Here is a 12,121-nt window from a genome sequence, read left to right on the forward strand (position 1 = left end):
GAGGAACGCCATGAGTCGTGAAGCCCTGCAGGAATCGCTGTCCGCAGTTATGGACAACGAAGCGGACGAACTTGAATTACGTCGGGTATTGAATGCCTTCGACGATGTTGAAACACGTGAGACCTGGGCTCGTTACCAGATCGCCCGGGCTGTCATGCACAAGGACTTGTTGCTTCCACGCCTGGACATTGCCGCTGCTGTTTCTGCTGCATTGGCTGACGAAGCCGTACCGGCAAAAGCCTCCCGCGGACCATGGCGCAGCCTGGGTCGCCTGGCAGTAGCCGCGTCGGTCACCGTTGCTGTATTGGCCGGTGTGCGCCTGTACAACCAGGATGAGATTGCTGGCGTGCAGATGGCGCAGCAGTCCAATCAGCCTGGCTTGGCCGCTCCACAGGTCAAGGGCCCGGCAGTGCTGGCCGGTTACAGCGAAGGCTCGGAAACCGCAGGCCCCATGGCCAACGGCGTTCTGCAAGGCCAACCTGGTTGGCATGATCAGCGTCTGCCCAACTACCTGCGTCAGCATGCCCAGCAAGCTGCCCTGAAAGGTACTGAAAGCGCGCTGCCTTACGCCCGTGCAGCCAGCCTGGAAAACCGTTAATAAGGAAAGCCATTGCGCGCCATACCTCTATTCACGCTTCTGCTTGTTGGTGGCTGGTGTGCGATTCCAGCCCATGCCGATGACGCTCAGGACTGGTTGAGCCGCCTGAGTCAAGCCGAGCAACAGCAGAGCTTCCAGGGTACTTTCGTTTACGAGCGCAACGGTAGTTTTTCTACCCATAACATCTGGCATCGTGTCCAGGATGGCAAGGTCCGCGAGCGGTTACTCCAGCTCGACGGCTCGGCACAGGAAGTCGTGCGCATTGATGGGCATACTCAATGCGTCAGCGGCTCCTTGATCGCGGGGCTGGGCAATACGCCGGATAGCACTTCACGTGCGCTCGATCCGCAAAAACTCAAGAATTGGTATGACCTTGCCGTCATTGGCAAGTCACGTGTGGCCGGGCGTCAAGCGGTCATTGTGGCGTTGACGCCCAAGGATCAGCATCGCTACGGCTTCGAGCTGCACCTGGACAAAGAGACCGGCCTGCCGCTCAAATCCTTGTTGCTCAATGACAAGGGGCAGTTGCTCGAACGCTTCCAGTTCACCCGCATGAATGTTGCCGCGCCCGCAGACGCTGATTTGCAGGCCAGCGCCGAATGCAAACCTGTCGCGCAGGACCCCGTCAAGACTGTCGCGGCGAAGACCGCTTGGCACTCGGACTGGCTGCCGCCCGGCTTCGAGCTGACCAGCAGCGCTGCACGCAAGGACCCGGACACCCAGGTCCAGGTCAGCAGCTTGATGTACGACGACGGCCTGGCGCGCTTCTCGGTGTTCCTTGAACCGTTGAACGGCGCCAACGCCACCGATACCCGGACTCAGCTCGGCCCAACGGCTGCCGTCTCCCGCAGGCTCACCACGCCCCAGGGCGAGATGATGGTCACGGTGGTCGGCGAGATCCCGATCGGTACGGCGGAGCGGATCGCGCTGTCCATGCGCTCTGACGTCACGGCGACTCAATAGCCTGTTGGCCGCACGGGGGTTCGATTGCGCGAGAGGCCGATGACGCCAGGGCTTGATCGAAATGCCGAAACTTCCTGTCAGCATTTTCATTTGCAAAAACCCAGCTTTTTTTCTATAGGTCAGAGCCGCTCGGCTCTGGCCTTGTCTGTTCCCGGAACAAAAATACCGGCGTATCTTTCCCTGGTATTCCTTGCTCCATATCGCTTAACCATGCTCGTCGTAACGGGAGCCGTATGTCGATACCACGCTTGAAAACCTATCTCTCCATTTTTGCCACCGTGCTGGTGCTCGGTCAGGCCGTTCCTGCCGTGGCGGTGGAATTGCCTGATTTCACGCAACTGGTCGAGCAGGCTTCACCCGCCGTGGTGAACATCAGCACGACCCAGAAGCTGCCGGATCGCCGTGTATCGGACCAGCAGATGCCCGACCTGGAAGGCTTGCCGCCCATGCTGCGGGAGTTCTTCGAGCGCGGCATGCCGCAACAACCCCGTTCGCCCGGCGGCGGTCGCCAGCGCGAAGCGCAATCCCTGGGGTCGGGCTTCATCATTTCGCCTGATGGCTACATCCTGACCAATAACCATGTGATCGCCGATGCCGACGAGATCCTGGTGCGCCTGGCCGATCGCAGCGAGCTCAAAGCCAAGCTGATCGGCACCGATCCACGTTCCGACGTGGCGCTGTTGAAAATCGAGGGCAAGGACCTGCCGGTGCTCAAGCTGGGCAAATCCCAGGACCTGAAAGCCGGCCAATGGGTGGTTGCCATCGGTTCGCCGTTCGGCTTCGACCACACGGTGACCCAGGGTATCGTCAGTGCCATCGGTCGCAGCCTGCCGAACGAAAACTACGTGCCGTTCATCCAGACCGACGTGCCGATCAACCCGGGTAACTCCGGTGGCCCGCTGTTCAACCTCGACGGTGAAGTGGTCGGCATCAACTCGCAGATCTATACCCGTTCGGGCGGTTTCATGGGGGTGTCCTTCGCCATTCCAATCGACGTGGCCATGGATGTGTCCAACCAACTGAAAAGCGAAGGCAAGGTCAGTCGCGGCTGGTTGGGCGTGGTGATCCAGGAAGTGAACAAGGACCTGGCCGAGTCGTTCGGGCTGGATAAACCCGCCGGTGCGCTGGTGGCGCAGATCCAGGAAGGTGGCCCGGCTGCCAAGGGCGGCCTGCAAGTAGGCGACGTGATCCTGAGCATGAACGGCCAGCCGATCGTCATGTCCGCCGACCTGCCGCACCTGGTGGGGGCCCTCAAGGCCGGCGCGAAGGCCAATCTGGAAGTGATTCGCGAAGGCAAGCGCAAGAACGTCGAATTGACCGTCGGCGCCATTCCCGAAGAGGGCAAAGAGCTGGATTCGCTGCCCAAGTCCGGCGTCGAACGCAGCAGCAACCGCCTGGGCGTGGCCGTGGTCGAGCTGACCGAAGAGCAGAAGCGCACCCTGGAGCTTCAGGGCGGGGTGGTGATCAAGGAAGTGCAGGACGGTCCTGCCGCGCTGATCGGTCTCCAGCCGGGCGATATCATCACGCACCTGAACAACCAGGCCATTGGTTCGGCCAAGGAGTTCACCGACATCGCCAAGGCATTGCCGAAGAATCGTTCGGTGTCGATGCGGGTCCTGCGTCAGGGGCGTGCGAGCTTCATCACTTTCAAGCTGGCCGAATGATCGGTTAGCCGCTGAAAAAAAACCGCCTCGAAAGAGGCGGTTTTTTTATGCCTGGCGAATGCTCAGCCCATCATGTCCTTGACCATGCGTTCCTGCTCCATGAGTTCCCGCTGCCGCGCATCGATGCGTGAGGACAGGGGGAAATTGGTGCCGGCGCGCCGTTTGGCGAAGTCCAGTTGTTGAATGGCCTGACGGTAGTCGCCCACCAGGGCGAAGTACTCGGCACGGGCTTGATGCAGGCCAATGATGTTGCCTGACAACCCGCGGGTCTCGGCCACCATGTACCAGACGTCCGGATCGTCCGGGCGGGACTTGAGCAAGGTTTCCAGGGCCTTCTCGGCATCGGCGGGGCGGTTCTGCTTGAGCAGCAGGTCGACGCGGACCTGGTTCAGCGGATAGTTGCCCGGGTACTGGGTGAGCATCCGGTCGACGCGGGACTGAGCGTCGGCCAGCTTGTTGTTGGTGATGTCCAGGTCGACCTGGGCCAGGTTGTAGATGATCTCGTTGGGCGATTTGGCCAGCAACGGCTTGAGGTTCTCCCGTGCTTCATTCAACTGCCCGCCCTTGATCTGCGCGATCGCCAAGCCATAGCGCGCCACATCGCTCTTCGGGTTTTCATCCAGCTGTGCCCGGAAGCGCTTGGCGGCCAGGCCCGGGGTTTCTTCATAGGTCAACTGGACCCGTGCGCGAATCAGTTGATAGCGCACACTGTCCTCGATGCCGCCCGGCTTGGCCTGTTCGGCGCGGTTGCGGGTGTCGGCGATCCGCGATTCGGTCACCGGGTGAGTCAGCAGGAATTCCGGAGGCCTGGCATCGAACCGGTACTGGCGCATCAGGCGTTCGAACATGCTAGGCATGGATCGCGGGTCGTAGCCGGCCTTCTCCAGGTTCTGGATGCCAATGCGGTCGGCTTCCTGTTCGTTCTGGCGCGAGAAGCGCCGTTGTTCCTGGATGGCGGCGGCCTGGGTCCCGGCGATGGCCGCGATCCCGGCGTCACCGCCCCCGGCGGCGGCAATCACGATGCCGGCCAGCAGCGCGGCCATCATCGGCACCTGCATGCGTTGCTGGGCTTCGACGCCGCGAGCGAAGTGACGCTGTGACAAGTGGGCCAGTTCGTGGGCCATGACCGAGGCGTATTCGCCCTCGGTCTGGGCGTTGAGGAACAGGCCGCCGTTGACCCCGACGATGCCGCCCGGTGCGGCGAAGGCGTTGAGCTGCGGGCTGTTGATCAGGATGAATTCCAGGCGCCGGTCGTTGACCTGGCTGGTCTCCACCAGCTTGTAGACACTGGTTTCGACGTAGTCCTTGAGCTGTGGATCGTTGAGCTGTGAAACCTGGCTGCGCAGCAGGGCCAGCCAGGCGCGGCCCAGTTGATGCTCCTGTTCTGGCGAGACGATGGCAGAACTGGCGTCGCCAAGTGACGGCAAGTCGTCGGCGAAGCCCGGTGAGGCAAGCAGGCAAGCGAGCGTCAGCAGGGTGGGGCGCAGAAATGTCATGCACGAAGCCTTAGTTGACAAAGACCCTACTGTAGCCGGACACCGGGCCTGGGACCAGATATTCTAGGCCGCTCAACGACCTGCCGCGGAGCGAACCCATGACTGATGCTGTAGCCCATGATGCCGAACTGGACGCCAGCGGCCTGAACTGTCCGTTGCCGTTGCTCAAGGCCAAGCTGGAACTCAACCGCCTGGCCAGTGGCAGTGTGCTCAAGGTGATCGCCACGGATGCGGGTTCCCAGCGCGACTTTCGCACCTTCGCCCGATTGGCCGGTCATACGCTGCTGCGTGAAGAAGACGAAAACGGCGTCTACCGTTACTGGCTGAAAAAGGCCTGAAAAAACCGACAGCGTCTCTTAAGGATTTTTAATGTTCAAAGTGTTACGCGACTGGATTCAGCGCTACTTCTCCGATGAAGAGGCGGTGGTCCTGGCTGTGCTGCTGTTCCTGGCCTTTACCGCTGTGCTCACCCTGGGCGGCATGTTGGCGCCGGTGCTGGCGGGGATGGTGCTGGCGTACCTGATGCAGGGATTGGTCACGACGCTGGAGCGTCTGCGGCTGCCCGGCACTGCGGCGGTGGGGTTGGTGTTCGCCTTGTTCATGGGCGTGCTGGTGGTGTTTATCGTGGTGATCGTGCCGCTGCTCTGGCACCAGTTGGTGACCTTGTTCAACGAGTTGCCAGGGATGCTCGCCAAATGGCAGTCCCTGCTATTGCTACTGCCCGAGCGTTATCCGCACCTGGTGTCCGATGAGCAGGTGTTGCAGACCATCGAAGTGGTGCGCGGCGAGATCGGTAAGTTCGGCCAATGGGCGCTGACGTTTTCGCTGTCGAGCCTGCCACTTCTGGTCAACGTCATGATCTACCTGGTGCTGGTGCCGATCCTGGTGTTTTTCTTCCTCAAGGACAGGGAAATGATCGGGCGTTGGGTGCGTGGCTACCTGCCGCGTGAGCGGGCGCTGATTACCCGGGTGGCCCAGGAGATGAACCGGCAGATCGCCAATTACATTCGCGGGAAAGTCATCGAGATTTTCATCTGCGGCGGCGTGACCTATATCGGCTTCGTGACCATGGGACTCAATTACGCCGCCCTGTTGGCGCTGCTGGTGGGCATTTCGGTGGTGGTGCCTTACGTCGGCACCGTGGTGGTGACCGTGCCGGTGGCCTTGATTGCGCTGTTCCAGTGGGGCTGGAGCGATCAGTTCATCTACCTGATGGCGGTCTACGGGATCATCCAGACCCTGGACGGCAACGTGCTGGTCCCGCTGCTGTTCTCCGAGGCGGTGAACCTGCATCCAGTGGCGATCATCTGTGCGGTGCTGCTGTTTGGCGGGCTGTGGGGCTTCTGGGGGGTATTCTTTGCGATTCCCCTGGCGACGCTGTTCAAGGCAGTGCTGGATGCGTGGCCGAGCAAGGAGCCGGTGGTGGCGCCGTTGTTGTAGCTCTTTAAATAATGGTGTGGGGCTTATGGCCCCATCGCGAGCAAGCTCGCTCCCACACTGGATTGGTGGTGTTAATCAAATCCTTGTGGGAGCGAGCTTGCTCGCGATGGCGCCAGTACAGGCAGCGAAAGTTTCAGCCCTTGTTGAGGGCCTGGGCCGCCGCCAACACCGCATCCACATGCCCCGGCACTTTCACGCCACGCCATTCCTGGCGCAGCACGCCGTTCTTGTCGATCAGGAAGGTGCTGCGATCAACGCCCAGGTATTCCTTGCCATAGAGCTTTTTCAGCTTGATCACGTCGAACAACTGGCAGACGGCCTCGTCCTTGTCGCTGATCAGCTCGAACGGGAATTCCTGCTTGCACTTGAAGTTCTCGTGGGACTTCAGGCTGTCCCGGGAGACGCCGAACACTTCGGTGTTGGCGGCCTGGAACTGGGCGTACTGATCGCGAAAACCCTGGCCTTCGGTGGTGCAGCCGGGGGTGCTGTCCTTGGGGTAGAAGTAGATCACCACCTGCTTGCCCTTGAGGGCGGCGAGGCTGACGGTCTGCCCGCTGGTGGCGGGCGCCTCGAAATCGGTAACCGGCTGGTCGACGGCAACGGCCATGAACGCTTCCTTACATTGGGTTTTGTGGGCGCCACGGTTCGATCAGGGCATCCAGGTTCATCGCATCGGCGAAATCCAGGAACTGATCGCGCAGCCAACTGATCTGGGTGCCGGCGGGCAGGGTCACGGTGAACGTGGCGTTGAGCATGGTGCCGCCCGTCTGCGGAGCCTGGTAGGTGTCGCAGGTCAGGTTTTCCAGCTCGACGTGATGGTCCATGAAGAACTGGCACAGCTCGTTGATGATGTCCGGACGGTAGGCCGAGCTCACGTAGGCCACGTAGGGCAGGGCCTGGGGACGGTTCTCCAGGGCGGCGCTGCGCACCACGTTGACGGTAAAGGCATGCTTCTTGGCCAGCACCGGCAGGCTGCCTTCCAGGCGCGCCAGGGCGTCCCAGCTGCCGGAGATCTCGAGCACGAGTGCGCTGCATTCACCATGACGGGTCAGGCGTGAGGTCACGACGGCGCAGCGATTTTCATGGCTGGCGCGGCACAGGACGTTAGTCAGCTCCATGGGGTTGGCGCCGAGGGCACTGATAACAAGGAATTGTTCGCGGACTGTGGGGGTGGACATGCAGCATTCCTAAAGCGATGAGCGGTCGGTACCTTGGCCGCTCGACACGGCGCCCGGCCCGGGAAAACGAACGGCTCAAGCCTTGTGCCCGGGGTTGCGTTGCATCCCCGGGACAGCAGGAATGCATCAGGATGAACCCGGGATCGGGGCTTGTGACGTCGAAAACGGAGGCTGGAAACCGGCGTATGAGCTTGTCGGTACCGATCAAAGCCTGAAGGGTAGCGAAAACCATCGCCAAGGGGAATGGTAGTTCGCTTGTACAAGCATCTTGGCGCCAGTACCATTACCGCTCTCTTTTTCCGGCAGGAGCGGTTTCATGATTGCGGGCAGTATGGTGGCACTGGTCACACCCATGGATGCACAAGGGCATCTTGACTGGGCCAGCCTCAGCAAACTCGTGGACTTCCACCTTGAGAACGGCACCCATGCCATTGTCGCCGTCGGTACCACCGGCGAGTCGGCAACCCTCGACGTCAATGAGCACATCGAAGTCATCCGTGCCGTGGTCAAGCAGGTCAACGGTCGCATCCCCGTCATCGCCGGTACTGGTGCCAACTCGACCCGCGAAGCCGTCGAGCTGACCCGCAATGCCAAGGAAGCCGGTGCCGATGCCTGCCTGCTGGTCGTCCCGTACTACAACAAGCCGACCCAGGAAGGCTTGTACCAGCACTTCAAGCACATTGCCGAAGCCGTCGACATCCCGCAGATCCTCTATAACGTTCCCGGCCGCACCTCTTGCGACATGCAGGCCGAGACTGTGATCCGCCTGTCCACCGTGCCGAACATCATCGGCATCAAGGAAGCCACCGGCGACATGAAGCGCGCCAAGGCCATCCTCGATGGCGTGAGCAAGGACTTCATCGTGCTGTCCGGCGATGATCCGACCGCGGTCGAGCTGATCCTGCTGGGTGGCAAGGGCAACATTTCCGTCACGGCCAACGTTGCCCCACGCGAAATGGCCGACCTGTGCGAGGCCGCGCTCAAGGGCGACGCCGAGACCGCACGGGCCATCAACGAAAAACTGATGCCGTTGCACAAGGACCTGTTCATCGAGGCCAACCCGATTCCGGTGAAGTGGGCCTTGGTCGAAATGGGCCTGATGCACGATGGCATCCGCCTGCCACTGACCTGGCTGAGCACCCCCTGTCACGAACCGCTGCGGCAGGCCCTGCGCCAGTCCGGCGTCCTGGTTTAATTGAGGAAGTACAACGCATGAAGCGAATGGCCGGACTTTCCGCACTTGCCTTGATTATCTCCAGCACCAGCGGCTGCGGATGGATCTGGGGGCCGGAGGGTTACTTCCGCGACCGTGGTAGTGATTACCTGCAAGCGCAACAGACTGCACCGATGCAACTGCCGCAAGACGTCAACGTCGCCAAGCGCCTGGATCCGCTGCTGCCGATCCCGCGCAACGTCGCGGACGACAGCGTCAAGGGCGAATACATCGTTCCACGTCCGCAGCCGCTGTCGGCCGTGGCCGATGCCAGCGACTACACCCTGCAGAAGAGTGGCGATTCCAGCTGGGTCATGGGCCAGCATCCACCGGCCGAAGTCTGGCCTGTAGCGATCCAGTTCTTCCAGGACAACGGTTTCCGCCTGGACGAACAGCGCCCGCAAACCGGCGAGTTCACCACCACCTGGCAGCGCTCCGATGAACTGTCCGCCGCCATGGCCAAGCGCCTGAGCGCCTCCGGTGTCGCGGCCGACAGCGAAACCCGCGTGCGGGTGCGCATCGAGCCGGGCGTGCAGCGCAACACCAGTGAAATCTACGTGGTCAGCGCCGAGCGTCCCGCCGGCAGCACCGCCGACGTGGCCTTCACCAACCGTTCGGTCAATACCGGTCTCGACGCTGCGCTGGTGGACGACATGCTTGCCAGCATGAGCCGTACCGCAGAGCAGGGCGGTTCGGTGTCGATGCTGGCGACCCGGGACTACGATACGCCGAGCCGCGTCAGCCTGAACGAAGACGGCAGCGGCAACCCGGTGCTCAACGTTGGCTCCGACCTGGACCGTGCCTGGTCGAGCGTTGGCCGTGCGCTGGAGCAGGGCGAGTGGCGCGTTGAAGACATCAACCGCAGCCTGGGCCTGTACTACATCAACCTGGCTGAAAAGGCCGAGAGGAAAGACGAGAAGCCTGGCTTCTTCAGTGGCCTGTTCGGCAGCAAGCCGGACAAGGAAGAAGTCGAAGCCCGCGCCGAGCGTTATCAGGTTCGCCTGAGCAAGGTCGGCGACAACGTCCAGGTCACCGTCGAGAAAAACATCAATACCGTGGCGCCGGCCGATGTGGCCCGCAAGGTGTTGAGCGTGATTCAGGATAACCTGGGCTGATCCGATGCGTTTTGCCGTTCTCGGCAGCGGTAGCCAGGGCAACGGCACGCTGGTCGCCAGTGCTGGCACGTATGTGCTGGTCGATTGTGGTTTCTCCCTGCGGGAAACCGAGAAACGCCTGTTGCGCCTGGGTGTGCACCCGGCGCAACTGAGCGCGATACTCGTAACCCACGAACATGCCGACCACGTGCATGGCGTGGGTTTGCTGTCTCGGCGCTACAATGTGCCGGTGTACCTGAGTCGTGGCACGCTGGAAGGCCTGCGCAAGCCCATCGAGCCAGCCGGTTTCGTGGCCGGTGGCGAGCAACTGCGTATCGGTGGCCTGGATATCAGCGTGGTCAGCGTGGCGCACGATGCCCGGGAACCGACGCAATACGTGTTCAGCGACGGTGAGCGGCGCTTCGGGTTGCTCACCGACCTGGGGTCGTATTGCGACAGGGTGATGGACAGTTACCGGGACCTCGATGCGTTGATGATCGAGTCCAACCACTGCCGTGACATGCTGGCCCGTGGTTACTACCCGTACTTTCTCAAGCAGCGGGTCGGCGGGGAGCACGGACATTTGAACAACCACCAGGCAGCGTTCCTGGTGGCCGAGTTGGGCTGGCAAGGCCTGCAACACCTGGTCCTGGCCCATCTGAGCAGCAAGAACAACCTGCCGCAGCTGGCCCGGCAATGTTTTGTCGACACCCTCGGGTGCGACCCGGACTGGCTGCAACTGGCCGATCAAGATTCAGGGCTCGACTGGCGACATATCGCCTAGCCCACTACTTAGCAAGCGGAGCCCATCATGGAAAAACGTGAAGAACTCTACCGCGGCAAAGCCAAGTCGGTTTACAAGACCGACGACGCCGACCGCTTGATCCTGCTGTTTCGCAACGACACCTCGGCGTTCGACGGCAAGCGCATCGAACAGCTGGACCGCAAGGGCATGGTGAACAACAAGTTCAACGCCTTCATCATGCAGAAGCTCGAAGCCGCCGGCGTGCCGACCCAGTTCGACAAACTGCTGGGCGACAACGAATGCCTGGTCAAGAAGCTGGACATGATCCCGGTCGAATGCGTCGTGCGTAACTACGCCGCCGGCAGCCTGGTCAAGCGCCTGGGCGTGGAAGAGGGCATGAAGCTCAACCCCTACACCTTCGAGCTGTTCCTGAAGGACGACGCCAAGGGCGACCCGTTCATCAACGAATCCCACGTCGTGGCATTCGGTTGGGGCACCGCCGAGCAACTGGCGCGCATGAAGGAATTGTCCCTCAAGGTCAACGACGTGCTGACCAAGCTGTTCGACGACGCCGGCCTGTTGCTGGTGGACTTCAAGCTTGAGTTCGGCGTGTTCAGCGACGGCTCCATCGTCCTGGGCGACGAGTTCAGCCCGGACGGCTGCCGCCTCTGGGACAAGGACACCAAGAAGAAGATGGACAAGGACCGCTTCCGCCAAGGCCTCGGTGACGTCATCGAAGCCTACGAAGAAGTCGCCCAGCGCCTGGGTGTGCCGCTGTAATCAACGCAAGCATCTGATAGCACGGAAAAAAATTCGCTCGGGGGTTCGCTTCCGGCGAATGTGCTGGTATGATGCGCGCCACTGGAGAGATGCCGGAGTGGCCGAACGGGACGGATTCGAAATCCGTTGTACTGGCGACAGTACCTAGGGTTCAAATCCCTATCTCTCCGCCATTATTGTGTATGACTAAGCCCCTGAAATGGTTGAACATTTCAGGGGCTTTTTCGTTTTTGGCGTTTGGTTTAGGGCGTTTTTAGGGCATGAATGCAGATTTAAAAATTGCCATACTCTTCAAAAGGGACACGAATTAACGGTTGGCATCCCGAACTACTTTTTAGTAGCAAGCTTGCTAGTAACTAAAAATCTATCAAACACTTTCTGACCATCACGCGCTGCTTGTCGAACGTCAAGAAATGTCAGCTCTTCGTGAATGACTTTTCTGCGCGCTTCTTCGACTTTTTTTGTGGTGGTCATCGGAATCTCCGAGGGTGTGGATTCATGCTGATCAGCTTGTGTGACTAATCGAGTCTGGGCAAAGCGGAGGTTTCGTGTTATCGAACCATGCTCGTTTCGACAAGATGGACCCTTGAGAGTAATGCCAGTCAGTTAAGCGATATAAAGCCGGGCAATCATCCTGTGGCGAGGGAGCTTGCTCCCGCTGGGCTGCGTAGCAGCACCAAAAACAGGGCCGCTTCGCGACCCAGCGGGAGCAAGCTCCCTCGCCACGGTTTGTGTGTTTCCTCGTGGCATCCACTTTCTGATCGGTGTTACCCGTGAGAGGCCCTTTGAACTAGGCCGGCTCCGCATCCAACCGTCGGGCGATGACATCAAGCACAATCCCGAGAGTGTCCAGCCTGCCTCTCGTGGCCTGTTGCATTCGAAATCAGGCAGACGCCAATCGGCGTCGTGAGCGCCAAGAAGACTAAGCGTGACTTAACGTCGGTAGTGGG

At 60.8% G+C, this 12,121-nt stretch carries 13 protein-coding genes and 1 tRNA gene; 10 read left to right on the forward strand and 4 right to left on the reverse strand.

Going from position 1 to position 12,121, the window contains the following annotated elements; translation table 11 throughout:
* Window positions 1–10: 10 nt before the first annotated feature.
* From AD659_RS08020 to AD659_RS08030, 3 genes are all read left to right on the forward strand, one after another.
* Entirely contained in the window at window positions 11–598 is a 588-nt protein-coding gene (locus AD659_RS08020) for a sigma-E factor negative regulatory protein (protein ID WP_053120046.1), read from the forward strand.
* Window positions 599–610: 12 nt separating this feature from the next.
* Complete coding sequence (locus tag AD659_RS08025; protein WP_053120048.1) at window positions 611–1,561, forward strand: MucB/RseB C-terminal domain-containing protein; 951 nt, start codon at window positions 611–613, stop codon at window positions 1,559–1,561.
* 233 nt (window positions 1,562–1,794) lie between these two features.
* Window positions 1,795–3,225, forward strand: a complete 1,431-nt coding sequence (locus AD659_RS08030; protein WP_053120050.1) for a DegQ family serine endoprotease — start codon at window positions 1,795–1,797, stop codon at window positions 3,223–3,225.
* 62 nt (window positions 3,226–3,287) lie between these two features.
* Here the strand turns inward: AD659_RS08030 and AD659_RS08035 are convergent, their stop codons facing one another.
* Window positions 3,288–4,721, reverse strand: a complete 1,434-nt coding sequence (locus AD659_RS08035; protein ID WP_053120052.1) for a M48 family metalloprotease — start codon at window positions 4,719–4,721, stop codon at window positions 3,288–3,290.
* A 98-nt stretch (window positions 4,722–4,819) separates the two neighbouring features.
* Here AD659_RS08035 and AD659_RS08040 point away from each other — a divergent pair, with 98 nt between their 5' ends.
* Window positions 4,820–5,059: a sulfurtransferase TusA family protein gene (locus AD659_RS08040; protein WP_053120054.1), complete on the forward strand. Its 240-nt coding sequence runs from the start codon at window positions 4,820–4,822 to the stop codon at window positions 5,057–5,059.
* A gap of 31 nt (window positions 5,060–5,090) precedes the next feature.
* Window positions 5,091–6,161, forward strand: a complete 1,071-nt coding sequence (locus AD659_RS08045) for an AI-2E family transporter (protein WP_053120056.1) — start codon at window positions 5,091–5,093, stop codon at window positions 6,159–6,161.
* Window positions 6,162–6,294: 133 nt separating this feature from the next.
* Here the strand turns inward: AD659_RS08045 and AD659_RS08050 are convergent, their stop codons facing one another.
* Both AD659_RS08050 and AD659_RS08055 read right to left on the reverse strand, forming a co-directional pair.
* Window positions 6,295–6,768 carry a peroxiredoxin gene (locus AD659_RS08050; RefSeq protein ID WP_053120058.1) on the reverse strand — a complete coding sequence of 158 codons (474 nt, stop codon included), beginning with the start codon at window positions 6,766–6,768 and terminating at the stop codon, window positions 6,295–6,297.
* 10 nt (window positions 6,769–6,778) lie between these two features.
* Window positions 6,779–7,339, reverse strand: a complete 561-nt coding sequence (locus AD659_RS08055) for a glycine cleavage system transcriptional repressor (RefSeq protein WP_003184325.1) — start codon at window positions 7,337–7,339, stop codon at window positions 6,779–6,781.
* 316 nt (window positions 7,340–7,655) lie between these two features.
* On the opposite strand from AD659_RS08055, the gene dapA reads away from it, so the two are divergent.
* The 5 genes from dapA to AD659_RS08080 all read left to right on the forward strand — a co-directional run bounded on the left by dapA (window position 7,656) and on the right by AD659_RS08080 (window position 11,344).
* Complete coding sequence (gene dapA / locus AD659_RS08060) at window positions 7,656–8,534, forward strand: 4-hydroxy-tetrahydrodipicolinate synthase (protein WP_053120061.1); 879 nt, start codon at window positions 7,656–7,658, stop codon at window positions 8,532–8,534.
* 17 nt (window positions 8,535–8,551) lie between these two features.
* The gene (gene bamC / locus AD659_RS08065) at window positions 8,552–9,667 is read left to right on the forward strand and encodes an NlpB/DapX family lipoprotein (protein WP_053120063.1); all 1,116 of its coding nucleotides are present in this window, start codon (window positions 8,552–8,554) and stop codon (window positions 9,665–9,667) included.
* A 4-nt stretch (window positions 9,668–9,671) separates the two neighbouring features.
* Window positions 9,672–10,430 carry an MBL fold metallo-hydrolase gene (locus AD659_RS08070; RefSeq protein WP_053120065.1) on the forward strand — a complete coding sequence of 253 codons (759 nt, stop codon included), beginning with the start codon at window positions 9,672–9,674 and terminating at the stop codon, window positions 10,428–10,430.
* A gap of 27 nt (window positions 10,431–10,457) precedes the next feature.
* Window positions 10,458–11,171: a phosphoribosylaminoimidazolesuccinocarboxamide synthase gene (gene purC, locus AD659_RS08075; RefSeq protein ID WP_030141208.1), complete on the forward strand. Its 714-nt coding sequence runs from the start codon at window positions 10,458–10,460 to the stop codon at window positions 11,169–11,171.
* Window positions 11,172–11,254: 83 nt separating this feature from the next.
* Window positions 11,255–11,344: transfer RNA gene (locus tag AD659_RS08080), tRNA-Ser, on the forward strand.
* Window positions 11,345–11,498: 154 nt separating this feature from the next.
* Here the strand turns inward: AD659_RS08080 and AD659_RS29940 are convergent.
* On the reverse strand, window positions 11,499–11,645 hold the full coding sequence (locus tag AD659_RS29940) for a hypothetical protein (protein ID WP_167352862.1): 147 nt from the start codon (window positions 11,643–11,645) through the stop codon (window positions 11,499–11,501).
* Between the last annotated feature and the right edge of the window lie 476 nt (window positions 11,646–12,121).

The organism is Pseudomonas thivervalensis, assembly GCF_001269655.1.
GTDB classification, from domain to species: Bacteria; Pseudomonadota; Gammaproteobacteria; order Pseudomonadales; family Pseudomonadaceae; genus Aquipseudomonas; species Aquipseudomonas thivervalensis.

Bases quoted from the DNA above. Each gene is read 5' to 3' on its own strand.
- AD659_RS08050 (WP_053120058.1), bottom strand. From the start codon at position 6,768: ATGGCCGTTGCCGTCGACCAGCCGGTTACCGATTTCGAGGCGCCCGCC.
- bamC (WP_053120063.1), top strand. From the start codon at position 8,552: ATGAAGCGAATGGCCGGACTTTCCGCACTTGCCTTGATTATCTCCAGC.
- dapA (WP_053120061.1), top strand. From the start codon at position 7,656: ATGATTGCGGGCAGTATGGTGGCACTGGTCACACCCATGGATGCACAA.
- AD659_RS08020 (WP_053120046.1), top strand. From the start codon at position 11: ATGAGTCGTGAAGCCCTGCAGGAATCGCTGTCCGCAGTTATGGACAAC.
- AD659_RS08030 (WP_053120050.1), top strand. From the start codon at position 1,795: ATGTCGATACCACGCTTGAAAACCTATCTCTCCATTTTTGCCACCGTG.
- purC (WP_030141208.1), top strand. From the start codon at position 10,458: ATGGAAAAACGTGAAGAACTCTACCGCGGCAAAGCCAAGTCGGTTTAC.
- AD659_RS08040 (WP_053120054.1), top strand. From the start codon at position 4,820: ATGACTGATGCTGTAGCCCATGATGCCGAACTGGACGCCAGCGGCCTG.
- AD659_RS08070 (WP_053120065.1), top strand. From the start codon at position 9,672: ATGCGTTTTGCCGTTCTCGGCAGCGGTAGCCAGGGCAACGGCACGCTG.
- AD659_RS08055 (WP_003184325.1), bottom strand. From the start codon at position 7,339: ATGTCCACCCCCACAGTCCGCGAACAATTCCTTGTTATCAGTGCCCTC.
- AD659_RS08035 (WP_053120052.1), bottom strand. From the start codon at position 4,721: ATGACATTTCTGCGCCCCACCCTGCTGACGCTCGCTTGCCTGCTTGCC.
- AD659_RS08045 (WP_053120056.1), top strand. From the start codon at position 5,091: ATGTTCAAAGTGTTACGCGACTGGATTCAGCGCTACTTCTCCGATGAA.
- AD659_RS29940 (WP_167352862.1), bottom strand. From the start codon at position 11,645: ATGACCACCACAAAAAAAGTCGAAGAAGCGCGCAGAAAAGTCATTCAC.